The 15,874-nt window shown below is 67.3% G+C and carries 14 protein-coding genes and 2 pseudogenes; 12 read left to right on the top strand and 4 right to left on the bottom strand.

From position 1 onward, the window contains the following. Positions 1–9: 9 nt before the first annotated feature. A pseudogene (locus tag ABW16_RS11350) lies at positions 10–392 on the top strand (DUF4267 domain-containing protein). 82 nt (positions 393–474) lie between these two features. Here the strand turns inward: ABW16_RS11350 and ABW16_RS11345 are convergent. After that, the gene (locus ABW16_RS11345) at positions 475–1,251 is read right to left on the bottom strand and encodes an SDR family NAD(P)-dependent oxidoreductase (protein WP_047319283.1); all 777 of its coding nucleotides are present in this window, start codon (positions 1,249–1,251) and stop codon (positions 475–477) included. Between the two features lie 305 nt (positions 1,252–1,556). Here ABW16_RS11345 and ABW16_RS11340 point away from each other — a divergent pair, with 305 nt between their 5' ends. The 5 genes and pseudogenes from ABW16_RS11340 to ABW16_RS11320 form a co-directional block, all read left to right on the top strand. Then, positions 1,557–2,810, top strand: coding sequence for a PE-PPE domain-containing protein (locus ABW16_RS11340; protein ID WP_047319282.1), 1,254 nt, complete (start codon positions 1,557–1,559; stop codon positions 2,808–2,810). Positions 2,811–2,915: 105 nt separating this feature from the next. Continuing rightward, positions 2,916–4,385: a hypothetical protein gene (locus tag ABW16_RS27745; RefSeq protein WP_157864237.1), complete on the top strand. Its 1,470-nt coding sequence runs from the start codon at positions 2,916–2,918 to the stop codon at positions 4,383–4,385. A gap of 206 nt (positions 4,386–4,591) precedes the next feature. After that, the gene (locus tag ABW16_RS11330; protein WP_047319281.1) at positions 4,592–6,067 is read left to right on the top strand and encodes an ammonium transporter; all 1,476 of its coding nucleotides are present in this window, start codon (positions 4,592–4,594) and stop codon (positions 6,065–6,067) included. Beyond that, complete coding sequence (locus ABW16_RS11325) at positions 5,973–6,311, top strand: P-II family nitrogen regulator (protein WP_047319280.1); 339 nt, start codon at positions 5,973–5,975, stop codon at positions 6,309–6,311. The genes ABW16_RS11330 and ABW16_RS11325 overlap by 95 nt, the downstream gene beginning before the upstream one ends. Before the next feature lie 34 nt (positions 6,312–6,345). After that, positions 6,346–7,296, top strand: a pseudogene (locus ABW16_RS11320) ([protein-PII] uridylyltransferase family protein); the annotation flags it as partial. A gap of 777 nt (positions 7,297–8,073) precedes the next feature. On the opposite strand, the gene ABW16_RS11315 reads toward ABW16_RS11320, so the two are convergent. Both ABW16_RS11315 and ABW16_RS11310 read right to left on the bottom strand, forming a co-directional pair. Further along, positions 8,074–9,255: a PPE family protein gene (locus ABW16_RS11315; protein ID WP_052956858.1), complete on the bottom strand. Its 1,182-nt coding sequence runs from the start codon at positions 9,253–9,255 to the stop codon at positions 8,074–8,076. A 33-nt stretch (positions 9,256–9,288) separates the two neighbouring features. Beyond that, positions 9,289–10,119 (bottom strand): PE family protein, encoded by an 831-nt coding sequence (locus ABW16_RS11310; protein ID WP_047319278.1) that lies wholly within the window; start codon positions 10,117–10,119, stop codon positions 9,289–9,291. 328 nt (positions 10,120–10,447) lie between these two features. Between ABW16_RS11310 and ffh the strand changes: the two genes are divergently transcribed. Beyond that, positions 10,448–12,007 carry a signal recognition particle protein gene (gene ffh, locus ABW16_RS11305; RefSeq protein ID WP_047319277.1) on the top strand — a complete coding sequence of 520 codons (1,560 nt, stop codon included), beginning with the start codon at positions 10,448–10,450 and terminating at the stop codon, positions 12,005–12,007. Position 12,008: 1 nt separating this feature from the next. After that, positions 12,009–13,076 (top strand): amidohydrolase family protein, encoded by a 1,068-nt coding sequence (locus ABW16_RS11300; protein WP_047319276.1) that lies wholly within the window; start codon positions 12,009–12,011, stop codon positions 13,074–13,076. 6 nt (positions 13,077–13,082) lie between these two features. On the opposite strand, the gene ABW16_RS11295 is transcribed toward ABW16_RS11300, so the two are convergent. Continuing rightward, positions 13,083–13,952, bottom strand: a complete 870-nt coding sequence (locus ABW16_RS11295; RefSeq protein ID WP_047319275.1) for a D-alanyl-D-alanine carboxypeptidase family protein — start codon at positions 13,950–13,952, stop codon at positions 13,083–13,085. A gap of 47 nt (positions 13,953–13,999) precedes the next feature. On the opposite strand from ABW16_RS11295, the gene ABW16_RS11290 reads away from it, so the two are divergent. The 4 genes from ABW16_RS11290 (at position 14,000) to rimM (ending at position 15,874) form a co-directional block, all read left to right on the top strand. After that, positions 14,000–14,419 carry a nuclear transport factor 2 family protein gene (locus ABW16_RS11290; protein WP_047319274.1) on the top strand — a complete coding sequence of 140 codons (420 nt, stop codon included), beginning with the start codon at positions 14,000–14,002 and terminating at the stop codon, positions 14,417–14,419. A gap of 168 nt (positions 14,420–14,587) precedes the next feature. Continuing rightward, positions 14,588–15,091, top strand: a complete 504-nt coding sequence (rpsP, locus tag ABW16_RS11285) for a 30S ribosomal protein S16 (RefSeq protein WP_047319273.1) — start codon at positions 14,588–14,590, stop codon at positions 15,089–15,091. A 7-nt stretch (positions 15,092–15,098) separates the two neighbouring features. Then, positions 15,099–15,341 (top strand): RNA-binding protein, encoded by a 243-nt coding sequence (locus ABW16_RS11280; protein ID WP_019736217.1) that lies wholly within the window; start codon positions 15,099–15,101, stop codon positions 15,339–15,341. 11 nt (positions 15,342–15,352) lie between these two features. After that, positions 15,353–15,874 (top strand): ribosome maturation factor RimM, encoded by a 522-nt coding sequence (rimM, locus tag ABW16_RS11275; protein WP_047319272.1) that lies wholly within the window; start codon positions 15,353–15,355, stop codon positions 15,872–15,874.

Genomic DNA, 15,874 nt, shown 5'->3' with positions numbered 1-15,874 from the left:
CTGCGGTCCATGATCAAAGACCGTGCCGCGCTGGTCGCGGGCAGTATCCGGCTGGCGTCGGGGATCTCGTTCTGGTAGATCCTCTTCGGGCGAATCGGTTGTGGGGAGAGCCGGACGATCCCGGGCCTTCCGCGCGCCTGCTGCTTCGTTCGATGGGTTACCGCGACGCGCTGATCGGTGGGTTACTCCTGAACGCGGCGTTGCGCGGTCGCGACACGCGCGGCTGGTTCCTGGCATCCGGTGGCGCCGACGCGGCCGACTTGCTGGGCGGGATCAGCGTGCACGCCGACCTCAAGCGCGGACAGCAGATCGTCGGCCTCGGCGGGGCGGTTGTCGGCATCGGCGTTGGGCTCTGGGGCGCCACGCGCCGGCGCGCTCCCACACGCCCCTAGACGTTGCTTGTGATTGCGTCCAGGGCTGTACATTCTGCGGTGTACGCGACCCTGGACGCAATCTCAACCTCAGGTGCGCGAACTACTTCGGTGGCATCCGGATGCCGCCGTCCACGCGGACGACCTCGGCGTTCATGTAGGAGTTGGTGAGCAGCTCCAACACCATCGATGCCAGCTCTTCGGGCTTGCCGAGCCGGTGCGGGAACAGCACGGACTCGCCGAGCTTGGCTTTAAAGGCTTCCGAGGCCTCGCCTTCGCCGTAGATCGGGGTGTCGATGAGGCCGGGAGCCACGGTGTTGACCCGGATGCCCGCCGCCGACAGGTCACGGGCAACCGGCAGGGTCAGGCCCACAACGCCGCCCTTGGACGACGAGTAGGCGGCCTGGCCGATCTGGCCGTCGAAAGCCGCAACGCTGGTCATGTTGACGATTGCGCCCCGCTCGCCGGTGTCGGTCAGCTCGTTGCGGCTCATCGCGGTGGCGGCGATCCGGATGCAGTCGAAGGTGCCGACCAGGTTGATGGCGAGCACCTTCTTGTAGGCGTCCAGGTTGTGCGCCGACTCGAATTCGCCGTCCTTGCCGATGGTGCGCTGGGCCCAGCCGATACCGGCCGAGTTCACCAGCGCCCGCAGTGGGCCGAGGTCTGTCGCCGTGTTGACCGCGTCGATGATCTGCTCGGTGCTGGTCACGTCGACGGACACGAACACGCCGCCGATCTCGTGGGCCAGCGCCTCACCCTTGTCTGCCTGCAGGTCGGCGACGACGACCCGTGCACCCCTGTCGGCCAGCTGGCGGGCAGTGGCCGCGCCGATTCCTGATGCGCCACCGGTGACGATCGCGCTTGCTCCATTAATATCCACGAAGGGCACCTTACTTGGACCGCCGTCCGCTTCATGATTCGGGGAAGGCGAAAGGCCGCTTTTTTATCACGCCGCAATAACGACAGTTATGTCAATCTGGCTGGCTTTCCGCGGAACTACTGACTAAAACTGTTGCGGGTGATCTAATTTCGGGTGGGTTTCCGCGTTCGGCGGTGCGTTGAAGGGCATTTCAAGGGGTTTCCATGGCTGGTGTCGTCGCGATGACCGGTCCACAGGGGGGGCGTTCGCTCCGCCGTGGTCGTGTAGTTCTCGCTGTCGTAAGCGTTCTCGCAGTCTTCGCCGGCATGGCGGGGCTTGCCACGGTATCGCCGCTGTCTGCGCGGGTGTCGGCCGCGGTGTCGGCGGACATAGCGCTCGCCGCGGGTGACATCGCGTTCGTCATGGGCGGCAGCGGTATTCCGTTGCCGTCGGAGGGTTACGTCAACGCCGCCAACCTGTTGTACCTACAGCCGCACGGCTTTACCGGAACTGCGGAGTCTCTGTTCACGCCCCAGCTGTACTTCCCGGGCAATGTCTCGGAAGTCCAAGGCGCCCAGATCCTTGCCGAGGCGATTGAGAATCAGATCGCCGGTGGAGGAGTCAACGCCAACAACCCGGTGTACGTCTTCGGCTACTCGCAGAGTTCGGCGATGTCGTCGATGACAATGGAACAGCTTCACCACGAGGGAGTGGGGGCCCAAGACGTTCATTTTGTGCTCGTCGGTAATTCCGCGAACCCGAACGGTGGCCTGATCGAGCTGCTGAACTTTTGGGGCGGGGATCTCACTTTCTGGAACGGGATGACCCTCGGGCATCCGACCCCGGACTACTTCACCACCGACGTCTACACCATGGAATACGACGGCTTCGCCGATTTTCCGCGTTATCCGCTGAATCTGCTGGCCGATCTCAATGCGGTTGCCGGCATGTTCTTGCTGCACGACGGATATTTCGGACTGAGCGCCGATGACATTGCCAACGCCATCCCGCTGGAAACTACCGGCGGGAACGGTCTCACCAATTACTACATGATCCCCAGCGAGTCCCTGCCGCTGCTGGACCTGCTGCGGCTGAACCCGGTCTGGGGCAACCCACTGGCCGACCTGTTGGAGCCGAGCATGCGCATCCTGGTGAACCTGGGCTACGGCAGCCTCACCGAAGGCTGGAACCAGGGACCGGCCAATGTGCCCACCTCGTTCAGCTTCGAGCTGCTGCCCAGCAACATCAGCTGGGACCAGATCAATGCCGCCCTGAGCGATGCCTGGTCGCAGGGCGTTCAGGCGGCATTTCGTGACCTGGGAGACCCGGCGAACTACGTGTGGGGGTCGTTTATGGAGCAGGAGCCGTTCTCGATCCTGTGGAACGCCGCCCAGCGCGTCTTTTTCGATATCCAGGACCCGACCCCGCTGTTCGGTGGCCTGTTCGGCGGCTCGGCGATGGCGACCGACGCGGGGGACTCGTCGGATTTCCTGAACTCCCTCGGGTCATTTGTTGATGGGAATCCCGATCTGTCCTGGATCGGCGATTTCCTCGGCCTCGACACGATCACCCCCGCCTAAGTCGGCTTCGGCCAGTCAATACGGATTAGTCGTAGAAAGGTCAATGCAATGAATCGTCGTCTTCGCCGTCGTGCCGGGCACCGGGGTGGTAGCGCAACTGGTCGGATGAGTCGCGCGATGGGCGGTGCGGCGGCGGCGCTGATGCTCGCCGTGGCGCCCCTGGCGGCCGCGCCGTCGGCCCAGGCGGATTTCGACTTCTTCGACCCCGGGACCTGGTTCGACACGGCCGACATGAACCCGGCCGGCGTCGATCTCGGCGACGTCGGCGTGGCCAGCGCCGACCCGGGCAGCGTCGACTTCAACGCGTTCGTACCGGCTGACTGGGCTCAGCTCTATCAGGACAGCTTCTATCTCCCGATCCACGACGCCCTGGAGAGCTTCCTGCACAACGCCGGAAACCAGCTGCTGATCGACCTGATCAACACGCCCTTTGTGCTGACGTTCGGCCGGGACCTGATCGGCGACGGTATAGACGGCTTCAACGGGGTCAACAACTCGTTGTTCGGATGGTTGGGTCTGGGAAACCTTGGTGACGGCGGGTTCCTGTTCGGCGACGGCGGTGACGGTGCGGCCGGCGTCGCCGGGGTCAACGGGGGCGTGGGTGGTGACGGCGGCGACGCCGGATTGTTCGGCAACGGTGGTGCTGGCGGTCAGGGCGCCGCCGCCTACCTCGGCACGGGCGGCGTGGTGATCGAGGCCGGCGAGGGTGGCCAGGGCGGCACCGGCGGAATGTGGTTCGGCGACGGTGGTGTCGGCGGCCGGGGCGGTACCGGCTTCCATGACACCTTCGACGGCACGTCGTTGGTGACGCATGCCGGGGGTACCGGCGGTGCGGGTGGCAACTCCCTGGCCGGTTGGGGCTTCGGTGGAACCGGTGGGCGCGGTGGCTCCGGCTGGGCTGGCGTCAACGGCCCCGACGTGACCGCATTGAACGGTGGTCTCGGCGGCAACGGCGGCGTCGGTGGTAACGCCGGGTGGCTCTTGGGCTTCAGCGGTAACGGCGGCGCCGGTGGTGTCGGCGGGGTGGGGGCCGCCGGCGGCGTCGGCACCGCCAGCCAGCCCAACGGTGGTAACGGCGGTGACGGTGGCGACGGCGGGCGAGGCGGTGCCGCCGGCGTCGGTGCCGGCTGGATCGGCGCGGCCGGACAGGCCGGCGACGACGGCGACGGCGGCGCCGGTGGTGCGGGTGGCGCAGGTCTGACCAACCCGTTCGGCACCGGAGGCCACGGCGGCAACGGCGGCGCGGGCGGCGCCGGCGGCTTCGGAACAACCGGTGGGAACGGTGGTGCCGGGGGAGTCGGTGGTGCCGGCGGCAGCGGCCGGATCGGCGCGGACGGCGGTGATGGTGGCAACGGCGGCGCAGCCGCCGACCAGACCGGCAGTTCGGGTGGCCGCGGCGGTAACGGTGGTGCCGGCGGCAACGGTTCTGTCGGTTCCGGCGGTGCCGGAGGCGACGGTGGCGACGGTGGGTCCGGCGGAGGCACCCCCGGTGGTGCGGGCCGGCCCGGCGAGTCCAACGTCGGCGGTAACGGGGGTGCCGGGGGCGCCGGGGGCGCGCCCGGTGCAGGTACCTAGCGCGGTCGCCTAACCCGGCAGCGAACCTCAGTTTCTGCGCCTCGGTGGCGTGTCGGGCCCTTTCCTGCGCTCTTGCTGGCTCACAGCTGTGAGCAGGTGGTCACACATCTGCAACGGAGCGGCGCTAGTGCCGAAACAACTGTTGCGCATGGTTATGACCAGCCTGGTTCATATGGCAACCGGTCGCGGCGGAGGAGGTTTGGTGCATGGATCAGTTCCCGACGATGGGGGTGCCCGACACCGGCGACACTGCCTGGATGCTGACCAGCGCCGCCCTGGTGCTTTTGATGACGCCCGGTCTGGCGTTCTTCTACGGCGGCATGGTCCGGGTCAAGAGTGTCTTGAACATGATCATGATGAGCATCAGCGCCATGGGCGTGGTGACCGTGCTGTGGGTGCTTTACGGTTACTCGCTCGCCTTCGGCGATGATGTTGGCAACCTGGCGGGAAACCCAACGGACTATTGGGGATTGAAGGGTCTGATCGGCGTCAACGCGGTCGCTGCCGATCCGCTCAGCGGCACACCTGCGGTCGAGATTCCGCTGGTCGGCACGGTACCGCAGACCGTTTTCGTGGGATTCCAGATGATGTTCGCGATCATCACGGTCGCGTTGATCTCCGGAGCGGTGGCAGATCGGATGAAGTTCGGCAGTTGGCTGTTGTTCGCCGCCCTGTGGGTCAGCGTCGTGTATTTCCCTGTCGCCCACTGGGTGTTTGCATTCGACGACACCACCGCGCCGCACGGCGGCTGGATCGCCAACAAGCTCCATGCGATCGACTTTGCGGGCGGCACCGCCGTCCACATCAATGCCGGCATGGCCGCTTTGGTATTGGCGATCGTCCTGGGTAAACGCCAAGGCTGGCCGACCCTTCCGATACGGCCGCACAATCTGCCGTTGGTGATGCTCGGGGCCGGCCTGTTGTGGTTCGGTTGGTACGGATTCAACGCCGGATCGGCGGTCAGCGCCAACGGTGTTGCCGGCTCGACCTTCGTCACCACGACGGTCGCGACAGCCGCTGCGATGCTGGGCTGGCTACTGGCCGAGCGGATCCGCGACGGCCACGCCACCTCGTTGGGTGCAGCGTCGGGCATTGTCGCCGGACTGGTGGCGATCACCCCGGCGTGCGCGTCGGTCGATGTCGTCGGCGCGCTGGTTGTCGGCGCGGTTGCCGGCGTAGCCTGTGCACTCGCAGTGGGCCTGAAATATCGCTTCGGCTTTGATGATTCGCTTGATGTTGTCGGAGTGCACCTGGTCGGAGGCCTCGTCGGAACCCTGCTGGTGGGCCTGGTCGCGGCGCCGACCACGGCGGCCATCGACGGTGCGTCCGACGTGTCGCCCGGCTTGTTCTACGGTGGCGGCTTCGATCAGCTGTGGCGCCAGGCCATCGGGGCGTCGAGCGTTGCGGTGTATTCGGCCGTCGGAACGGCGATTTTGGCCTTGATCCTCAAATACACCATCGGACTGCGACTGGATGCCGAGGATGAAGCTTCGGGCATCGATGAGGCCGAGCACCTCCAAAGCGGTTATGACCTCGTGAGTGCCGGCAGTGCGGTTCTTGCTCACTCGGCTGAAGACAGGAGAGAAGATGAAGCTGATCACCGCGATCGTGAAGCCGTTTACGTTGGAGGACATCAAGACTGGCTTGGAAGAGGCCGGAGTGCTGGGGATGACGGTCAGTGATGTCCAGGGATACGGGCGGCAGAAGGGCCACACCGAGGTTTACCGCGGTGCCGAGTACTCGATCGATTTCGTTCCCAAGGTGCGGATCGAGGTGCTGGTCGACGACTTCGCGGTGGACAAGATCGTCGAGGTCATCGTGCGGGCGGCACGCACCGGCAAGATCGGCGACGGCAAGGTGTGGGTCAGCGCGGTGGAATCCGTGGTCCGGGTGCGCACCGGTGAACGTGGCGCCGACGCGGTATGAGCCGGTAGTGCGATCCGAGTCGATGTAGACCGCCATGAACCGCGGGGGTCCAACCACGAGCCCTGAGCAGCGTCGACGTAGTTGCTCCGCAACCGACCTAGTTGCTGTTCGAGCGGCACTGCGGTGTGCCACGTCAGCGCAATGGGATTCGGTCGCCCTGCGGCAAATGTGGCGCCAGGTGCACGAGTCGTGGCTGGTTGCCAAGGCGAGCGAGATCGGGGTGGTGGCCGGAAGTGGTTTCGCGGTTGTCGCTACCGGTTCGCTGGGCCGCCGCGAGTTGCTTCCGCACTCGGACTTGGACCTGCTGCTGGTGCACGACGGCATGCCTGCCGACGCAGTCCGGCGAACGGCGGAACTGCTCTGGTATCCCTTGTGGGACGCCAATGTTCGTCTCGATCACAGCGTGCGCACAATTCCGCAGGCGCTGCGCGTTGCAGACTCCGATATCCTCGCCGCCCTGGCCATGCTGGACGCACGCCACATCGCCGGCGACGAGCTGCTGTCGACACGCCTCATCGCCGGGGTCCGACAGCAATGGCGCCACAGAATCGGCATCCGTTACGGCGAGCTCGTCGATGTGACACATGCCCGGTGGCAGCGCAGCGGGGAGATAGCGGGTAGCGCCGAACCCGATCTGAAATGTGGCCGCGGCGGCTTACGCGATGTTCAGCTGCTCGATGCGCTGACTGCCGCACAGGGTCCCGGCCGCTTGGCCGTGCGTCGGCCGAAGGACCGTGGCACGTCGTTGCGCGGCGCCTGTCGCACGGTGCTGGACGTCCGCACCGAACTTCACCGGGCCTGCGGGCGCGGACATGATCTGCTGTCGGCCCAGTACGTCGAAGAAATCAGCGGCGCCTTGGGACTGGGCGACAGGTACGACTTGGCGACCAGCCTCTTTGATGCGGCGCACACGATCAGCCAGCGCGTCGACGCCGAACTGCGGGCCGCTGCCAACGTATGGTCACGTCGGGGGATGTCAGCGCTGCGGGTGTGATATTCCGCGGAATTATCAGCTTTGCTGGCAGTGCTTGGTACGGCCGGCATGGACCTGTTACCACCATTGTTCGTTCCCGCTGCGTTGGGAAACATACCCGCCTCGACATCAGCCGCGATCGGGGCGAACGGCCCGCAATCGTGGTCTTCCCGCCCTTTAGATAGCGAAAGCGTGCATTTCTGCCATTCGATCGGAATTGGTTTTTCGCAGAATTTAGGACGTCAGACGATATAGATGGGCGGGCGGCCACCGAAATTGGGCCTCGATTATCGGCATCGCCGTCGTAAGCCCGGGGCAGCCGGCTTACCGCACGACCGCCCCCGCGCCCCGGGGCGGAGAGCTGTGGAGACTCAGATAGATGTCAGGAAGTTTCAGATGGATGCCAGGAACGGGAACTACCTTGTGTGAAGGGGGTGAAACACGGACGAAACATAGGGATTGCGATGAGACACTTCGCCAGGATGACCGCCGCATTGTTGGGAACTACGGGCGTCGCCCTGGCGGTCGGGTTCACCGGAGCCGGCACGGCCGGCATCGCGCAGGCAGCGCCTGTCCCTATTGGCGGGGTGGCTCCCGTGCCGGGTGTGACCTCCCTCAGCCCCCAGGTCTGCATTATCGGCCTCAACTGTGGCTGCATCCGGGGCCGCACCTGCCCCGGTGACCGGCGCAGGCATGCGGTGCACCCTCCTGAAGCGCGCCTTGACGGCGCTCCCGTCGTCGCCAGCGATGCTCCCGCCGTTGCCGGCGATCAAGAGGGCGCCCCCGGCTTTACACCAGCACCTGTTTTGGCATCACCGTAGGTTTGAAGCCGTAACGCGGGCCACCTGACCCGAGACCGCCGCGGCCGCCTGCGCCCACCGGCGCCATTCCGGCCGGCGCGGCGTGCATCTGCGCGGTCTCTTCGGCGGCGACCGTCCAGCCGGAACCCGTCGATGCGGCGAGTTGCGTGCCTGCCGCGGCCGACCAGCCGGCCGGTACCGACATGCCGCCCATCGTGGATGCCTGCCCCAGGCCCGCCAGCACCGGCGTCCCGGCTGCAGCCACCGCGCCGACCGGTTGGGTCATGCCCGCCAAGACGCCCGAGCCCAGTCCGGCCGCAAGGCCGTCGACCCCGGTGACATCGGACGCCAGGCTTGCCGGTCCCGCGAGGGCCAGCGTGTGGCCCAGCGACACCGCAGTCGGGATGGCGGTGCACACAAACCAGGCTGCGGTGTTCACACCGCCGTTGATGGCATTGCCGAACAGTGGGGTCCCGAGAAACAGGTCAAATGCAGTCCCCAGGTCCGGCATCGACGCCGTGGCTGACAGGGGCGACGCAGCCGCCTGCAGCGCGCCCTGCAACGAGGAAAGTGATTGAGTCAGCTCCTGCTGGAGCCCGCCGGTAGCACTGCCGGCGGTGGCGACGGCTGCGCCCACCGGGTTGGTGGTCTGAGGCGCCGGAGACATCGGGGTCAGCGCAGCGGCGCTGGACGACGCGGTGCTGTAGCCGAACATGGCCAAGGTGTCCTGGGCCCACATCTCCATGTAGTGGGCTTCGGTGGCCAGGATCGCCGGCGTGTTCACGCCCAGGAAATTCGACGCAACCAGGGCCGCCAGCTGGGCCCGGTTGGCGGCGATGATCGCTGGCGACACCACGGCCGCGCGGGCGGCCTCGAATGCTCCTGCCGAGGCCATCGCCTGCGAGCTGGCCTGGTGGGCGGCTGCCGAGGTGGTGTGCAACCACGTCAGATACGGGGTGACGGCGCTGGTCATCGCCGCTGAGGCCGGGCCCGTCCAGTCTCCGCCGGCCAGCTCGGAAACCACCAACTGGGCGGACGCCGCTGCAGATTCCAGCTCGGCGGCAAGACTGCTCCACGCCGAGGCGGCCGACATCAGCGGACCGGACCCGGCGCCGCTGTACATCCACGCCGAAACGATCTCCGGGGGTAGCGCTCCAAAATCAAAAGGCATTTGCGTAATCCCATTCTCGTCGGGGGCAGGTTGCTAAACGGCGGTCGGCTTGGGCATGACGGTGTGTTTGACCCCATAGCGCGGCGCACCGAACCGCCCGACGCCCCGGTCGCCGGCTGCCGCTGCACCCATAGCGGCCGGCACGGCCGCCATACCGGGAACCGCGTGCGGGGTAGCCATGCCCGCGGTCGCAGCCGCCAACCGGGCTGGGGCGGCGGTCGTGGCTGCCGAGGCCTCGGCAGCCCAGGTCGGCGGCGCGGACAAAGCCCCGACTGTGGTGGCCTGGGCCATGCCGGCTGCCACGGGCATCGCGCCGATGCCGGCCATCGGTGCGCCCACCATGGGCGCCTCGTAGCCCACGAGACCGGCGGCTCCTTCGGCGGCGATCTCTTCGGGGAAGTCGAGCAGGCCACCACCGGCCAAGCCGAGCAGTGCTGAGCCGGCCGAGGCCCAGTTACCCGTCCCGATGTTGGCGATGTTGCCGAGGTTGCTGGACAGCAGTGAAGTACTGCCGCTGGACGGGACGCCGAGGATGTTGGTCAGGAACCACTGGAGTCCGGAGTCCATCGAGGACGTCGCCTGGTTGGTCGCCTCGGCGGTGGAATAGGCCCCGGCGTTCTGCCCGAGGACCTGCACCAGCTGCTGGTGTACGGCTGCCGCCTGCTCGCTGATCGACTGGTAGAGGCTTCCGTAGGTCGCGAACACGGCGGCCTGCAGCGCAGAGACCGGGTCGGTGCCGGCCGGCGCGATCACCGTAGTCGGGATCGCCGCCGCGCTGCTCTCGGCGGACAGCGCTTCGCCGATACCTGCGAGTTGACCCGCGGCGTGCGTCATTGATTCGGGGAGCGTTTTCACAAAGGACATGCATCCTCCTCGCAGGAAGCCGGACCAGAATGGGATGGTCCGACGGGCCGGTCATCGATGCTGTGAAGCATTGCAGGAATTGGAGAGGCTAAGTCGATCGGTAACGGTTTCTTAGCGGCAGAGCGCTAATCCTTAACGGAAATCGACGGGTTGTGAAAGCTCTGAAACAGCCGTTTAACGGATGAGAATTGCGGCATTAACTGTGCAATTTATCTAACGTCGCGGTTACAATTCGACTCGCACGAATAGCGTTTGCGGTGGCGGCCGGCTGTCCGGTCGGGCCGCCCGATGTCGCCTTGGCCCGCCACCCGCGCTATAGGCTGGCGGCGTGTTTGAATCGCTCTCCGACCGGTTGACCGGGGCCCTGCAGGGCCTGCGCAGCAAGGGCCGTCTCACCGACGCCGATATCGACGCCACCGCCCGGGAGATCCGGCTGGCCCTGCTGGAAGCCGACGTGTCGTTGCCGGTGGTGCGCGCATTCATCGGCCGGATCAAGGACCGCGCCAAGGGCGCCGAGGTCTCCGGTGCGCTCAACCCGGCTCAGCAGGTCGTCAAGATCGTCAACGAAGAGCTCATCGGCATCCTCGGCGGACAGACCCGGCAGCTGGCGTTTGCCAAGACCCCGCCGACGGTCATCATGCTGGCCGGCCTGCAGGGCGCGGGAAAGACCACACTCGCCGGCAAACTGGCCACCTGGCTGCGCGGTCAGGGGCATACCCCGCTGCTGGTGGCCTGCGACCTGCAGCGTCCGGGCGCCGTCAACCAGCTACAGGTCGTCGGGGAGCGCGCCGGGGTCACGGTGTTCGCCCCGCACCCGGGCACCTCGGTCGCCGGTGACACCGGCGCGCCCGGTGACCCGGTCGCCGTGGCCGCCGCCGGCCTGGCCGAAGCCAAGGCCAAGCACTTCGACGTCGTCGTCGTCGACACCGCCGGGCGCCTCGGCATCGACGAGGAGATGATGGCCCAGGCCGCCGCGATCCGCGACGCCGTGCAGCCCGACGAGGTGCTGTTCGTCCTGGACGCCATGATCGGCCAAGACGCGGTCACCACCGCCGACGCGTTCCGCGAAGGCGTGGGCTTCACCGGAGTGGTGCTCACCAAGCTCGACGGCGACGCCCGCGGCGGTGCGGCCCTGTCGGTGCGGGAAGTCACCGGCGTGCCCATTCTGTTCGCGTCCACCGGTGAGAAGCTGGAAGACTTCGACGTCTTCCACCCCGACCGGATGGCCAGCCGCATCCTCGGCATGGGCGACGTGCTCAGCCTGATCGAACAGGCCGAGCAGGTCTTCGACGCCCGCAAGGCCGAAGAAGCAGCCGCCAAGATCGGCTCCGGCGAGCTCACCCTGGAGGACTTCCTCGAGCAGATGCTGGCGATCCGCAAAATGGGCCCGATCGGCAACCTGCTGGGCATGCTGCCCGGAGCCGGCCAGATGAAGGACGCGCTGGCCGCCGTCGACGACAGCCAGCTGGACCGCCTGCAGGCCATCATCCGCGGCATGACGCCGGCCGAGCGGGCTGACCCGAAGATCATCAACGCCTCCCGGCGGCTGCGCATCGCCAACGGCTCGGGTGTCAGCGTCTCGGAGGTCAACCAGCTCGTCGACCGGTTCTTCGAGGCCCGCAAGATGATGTCGTCGATGATGGGCGGCCTGGGCCTGCCCGGGCTGGGACGCAAGAGCTCCAGCCGCAAAGCCAAGGGCAAAGCCGGTAAGAAGGGCAAGGGCCGCGGCCCCACCCCGCCGAAGGTGCGGGGCCTGTTCGGTCCCGGTGGTCCTGGCATGCCTGCCGGTTTCCCCGACCTGTCGCAGATGCCCGAAGGCCTCAACGAGCTGCCCCCCGGCCTGGCTGACTTCGACCTGTCCAAGCTGAACTTCCCGGGCCAGAAGTAATTTGACGCTCCACGTCTGCGGCCGCGGGCTGCCCGATGAACAGCCCGTCGACTACTGGATCGTTGACGGCGCCATCAGCCTCGAGCCGGTCGACGGCGCTGAGACCGTCTTCTCCGATGGTTGGATCATCCCGGGCCTGGTCGACGCGCACTGCCACGTGGGAATCGGGCCCGGCGGTCCGGTCGACGTCGACGAGGCGGTGCGCCAGGCCGAGACCGAACGCCACGCCGGTGTCCTGCTGATCCGTGACGCGGGCTCACCGGTCGACACCCGCGCATTCGACGACCATGCTGACCTGCCGCGCATCATCCGCGCCGGACAGCACCTGGCCCGCACCAAACGCTACATCCCCGGACTGCCGATCGACGTCGACGACGAGACGCAACTGCCGGAAGCCGTTGCGGCCCAAGCCCGCCGCGGCGACGGCTGGGTGAAGCTGGTGGGGGACTGGATCGACCGGGGCATCGGTGACCTGGCGCCGCTGTGGTCCGATGAGGTGTTGAAGTCGGCCATCGACGCCGCGCACGCCAACGGCGCCCGGGTTACCGCGCACGTCTTCGGCGAGGACGCACTGCCCGGTCTGATCAATGCCGGTATCGACTGCATCGAGCACGGCACCGGCATCACCGACGACATCATCGAGCTGATGCTGGCCAATGGCACGGCCCTGGTGCCGACGCTGATCAACATCGACAACTTCCCGGGGATTGCCGAGTCGGCGGCCAAGTACCCGACCTACGCCGCGCACATGCGCGCGTTGCACGCCTCGTGTCGGTCGCGGATCGGTGCTGCTCGGGAAGCCGGCGTGCCGATCTATGCGGGCACCGATGCCGGTGGCATGGTGGCCCACGGCCGCATCGCCGACGAGGTCGACGCCCTGTCCGGGGTGGGCCTCAGCCGGACCGAGGCGTTGGGCGCGGCCTGCTGGGATGCCCGGCGCTGGTTGGGCGCACCGGTGCTGGAGCACGGCGCTCCAGCCGACCTGGTGTGTTTCGCCGACGACCCGCGCAGCGGCCCCGAGGTGCTGGGGCGTCCCGACCTGGTGATGCTGCGCGGCCGGGTGTACTAGCTGCGGTTACAGGCTGCCGACGCCCGACGTCGGGCCCTGCGCGAAGCCCCAATCCAGCAGAGCGCTCGCCTGATCCCAGTAGTTCGGGCCGCCTTCGCGGATGAGCCCGTACATCATCGCGACCACCAGCCGCCGGCCGTCGCGGGCTGCCCCGCCGACGTAGGTCTTGCGGGCGGCGTCGGTAAAGCCGGTCTTGCCGCCGAACGCCCCCGGGTAGCGGGCCAGCAGCTCGTTCATGTTCACGATCGGACGCTCGCCGGAATCGGTGGGGAACGTCGCCGCCGGCTGCGCGGTGATTTCGGCGAACACCGGGTTGGCCATCGCCGCCCGGAAGATGGCCGCCAGGTCGTGCGGGGTGGTCGTGCCGGGGCCACCCGGACCGTCCAGCCCGGACGGCGTGCTGGCGTGAGTGTCGGTCGCGCCGACCTCACTCGCCTTGGCGTTCATCTTCGCGACCGCCGCCTCGGGCCCGCCCAGCATGTCCGCCAGCGCGTTGGCGGCGTCATTGCCCGACACCAGCAGCAGGCCCTCCAGCAGGTCCCGTGCGGTGTAGCTGTGGCCGGCCTTGACCCCGACACAGTTGCACTCCACCTGGGTGTCGGCCGGGGTGGCGACCACGGCGTCGTCAAGGTTCAGCTCGTCGAGCACCACCAGCGCCAGCAGCACCTTGATGGTGCTGGCCGGCGGAGTCGCGGCGTAGCCGTTCTGCTCGGCGAGGATCTGCCCGGAGTCCAAGTCGGCGATCAGCCAGTTGGGCGCCGGCCCTGCTGGGATCGGTGCCGAGCCGAGGGGCTGGGCTGCATCGGCGTGGGCAGTCAGGGCGGGGGAGGCGAGCATGGTCGCGAGAGCCGCGATTGCGGCCAAGGTTTTCCGCATGGCGGCTTACCCTACCGCCCCTTACCGCTCCAGTGTTGAATCGAGGAATGCTCAGCCAACAGGAGATCTCCGATCAGTGGCAGATCCAGCAGCTGCTGGTCGACTACTCCACCGCGATCGACACCCACAACTTCGACGGCCTCGACGCGGTGTTCACCGGCGATGCGTACATCGACTACCGCGCGATGGGCGGTATCGACGGGCGCTTCCCGGAGGTCAAGGCGTGGCTGGCGGAGGTGCTGCCGAATTTCGCGGGTTACGCCCACATGCTGGGGCTGCCGTCGATCCGGGTGGACGGCGACACCGCCACCGCGCGCACCTTCTGTTTCAACCCGATGGTGTTCGGCGGGGACAAGCCGGCCACCATGCTGCTGGGCCTGTGGTACGACGACGAGTTCGTCCGCACCGTCGACGGCTGGCGGATCAGCCGGCGCTGTGAGATCAAGTGCTTCGAGAAGCTGCCCTGAGGCGATTTCAGCTGACCGGCCCCGTTCTGGCACAATGGGCGGCTGTCCGCCGCGTGACTGTGCCCTTTGAGGGCGTGCGGTCCCACGGCGCAACATGCGAGGCAAAACCGGATGGGGGCAAACCCGCCCCCGTCGCTGAATTGCAGCGTGCTACCCCAGGAGTAATTCATGGCTGTCAAGATCAAGCTCACCCGGCTCGGCAAGATCCGCAATCCGCAGTACCGCATCGCGGTTGCTGACGCGCGCACCCGCCGGGACGGCCGCTCGATCGAGGTCATCGGCCGCTACCACCCGAAGGAAGAGCCGAGCCTGATCGAGATCGACTCGGAGCGGGCCCAGTACTGGCTGTCGGTCGGCGCCCAGCCCACCGAGCCGGTCCTCAAGCTGCTGAAGATCACCGGTGACTGGCAGAAGTTCAAGGGCCTGCCCGGCGCCGAGGGCCGGCTGAAGGTCAAGCCCGCCAAGCCGAGCAAGCTGGAGCTTTTCAACGCCGCGCTGGCCGCGGCCGAGGGCGGTCCGACCACCGAAGCCACCACCGCCAAGAAGAAGAAGGCGCCGGCAAAAAAGACTGAGCAGGCGGCCAAGGAAGAAGTCGCCGACGAGAAGGCCGCCGAGGACGCCGCTGCTGAAGCGCCCGCTGCTGAGGCCGCCGAGCCGGCCACCGAGAGCTGATCGCGGCATGAGTGCCGTGGTGGCAGACGCTGTCGAGCACTTGGTGCGCGGCATCGTCGACAACCCCGATGACGTACGGGTCGACATGGTGACCAACCGCCGTGGCCGCACCGTCGAGGTGCACGTGCACCCCGACGACCTGGGCAAGGTGATCGGCCGCGGCGGTCGCACCGCCACTGCGTTGCGCACCCTCGTCGCCGGTATCGGCGGACGCGGCATCCGCGTGGACGTGGTGGACACCGACCGGTAGTCGGCCGGCTCATGGAGCTGACGGTCGGGCGCGTGGTCAAAGCCCACGGCATCAGCGGCGAGCTCGTCGTCGATGTCCGTACCGACGATCCCGAACTCCGGTTCGCACCGGGTGCCACGCTGCACGCCCGTAAATCCGGTGCGCCGCAACGCGACTACGTCGTCGAGGGTGCCCGCCCGCACGGTGCGCGCCTGTTGGTGCGGTTAGCCGGAGTGGATGACCGCGACGGTGCCGACGCATTACGCGGTAGCGTTTTCGTCGTCGATTCCGCAGAACTGCCGCCGATCACCGAGCCCGACACCTATTACGACCATCAACTCGAGGGTCTGCAGGTGCGCACGGTGGCGGGGGAGGAGATCGGCGCCGTGACCGAGGTGCTGCACACCGCCGCCGGGGAGCTGCTCGCGATCAAGCGGACCGACGGCCGGGAACTGTTGGTGCCGTTCGTCGCCGCGTTCGTGCCGTCGGTGTCGCTGGCCGAGGGCACCGTGGTGATCGAACCTCCCGACGGGCTGCTGGAGCTGGACGGGTAA

The sequence above is a fragment of the Mycolicibacter heraklionensis genome (assembly GCF_001021505.1).
Taxonomy (GTDB): domain Bacteria; phylum Actinomycetota; class Actinomycetes; order Mycobacteriales; family Mycobacteriaceae; genus Mycobacterium; species Mycobacterium heraklionense.
This window is presented reverse-complemented; position numbering and strand designations above follow the sequence as displayed.

What these genes read in the sequence shown, in the direction of transcription:
- ABW16_RS11290 (WP_047319274.1), top strand. Translation starts at nt 14,000, where the DNA reads ATGCTCAGCCAACAGGAGATCTCCGATCAGTGGCAGATCCAGCAGCTG.
- ABW16_RS11315 (WP_052956858.1), bottom strand. Translation starts at nt 9,255, where the DNA reads ATGCCTTTTGATTTTGGAGCGCTACCCCCGGAGATCGTTTCGGCGTGG.
- ABW16_RS11330 (WP_047319281.1), top strand. Translation starts at nt 4,592, where the DNA reads ATGGATCAGTTCCCGACGATGGGGGTGCCCGACACCGGCGACACTGCC.
- ABW16_RS27745 (WP_157864237.1), top strand. Translation starts at nt 2,916, where the DNA reads ATGAGTCGCGCGATGGGCGGTGCGGCGGCGGCGCTGATGCTCGCCGTG.
- ABW16_RS11310 (WP_047319278.1), bottom strand. Translation starts at nt 10,119, where the DNA reads ATGTCCTTTGTGAAAACGCTCCCCGAATCAATGACGCACGCCGCGGGT.
- rimM (WP_047319272.1), top strand. Translation starts at nt 15,353, where the DNA reads ATGGAGCTGACGGTCGGGCGCGTGGTCAAAGCCCACGGCATCAGCGGC.
- ABW16_RS11295 (WP_047319275.1), bottom strand. Translation starts at nt 13,952, where the DNA reads ATGCGGAAAACCTTGGCCGCAATCGCGGCTCTCGCGACCATGCTCGCC.
- ABW16_RS11340 (WP_047319282.1), top strand. Translation starts at nt 1,557, where the DNA reads ATGGCGGGGCTTGCCACGGTATCGCCGCTGTCTGCGCGGGTGTCGGCC.
- rpsP (WP_047319273.1), top strand. Translation starts at nt 14,588, where the DNA reads ATGGCTGTCAAGATCAAGCTCACCCGGCTCGGCAAGATCCGCAATCCG.
- ABW16_RS11325 (WP_047319280.1), top strand. Translation starts at nt 5,973, where the DNA reads ATGAAGCTGATCACCGCGATCGTGAAGCCGTTTACGTTGGAGGACATC.
- ABW16_RS11280 (WP_019736217.1), top strand. Translation starts at nt 15,099, where the DNA reads ATGAGTGCCGTGGTGGCAGACGCTGTCGAGCACTTGGTGCGCGGCATC.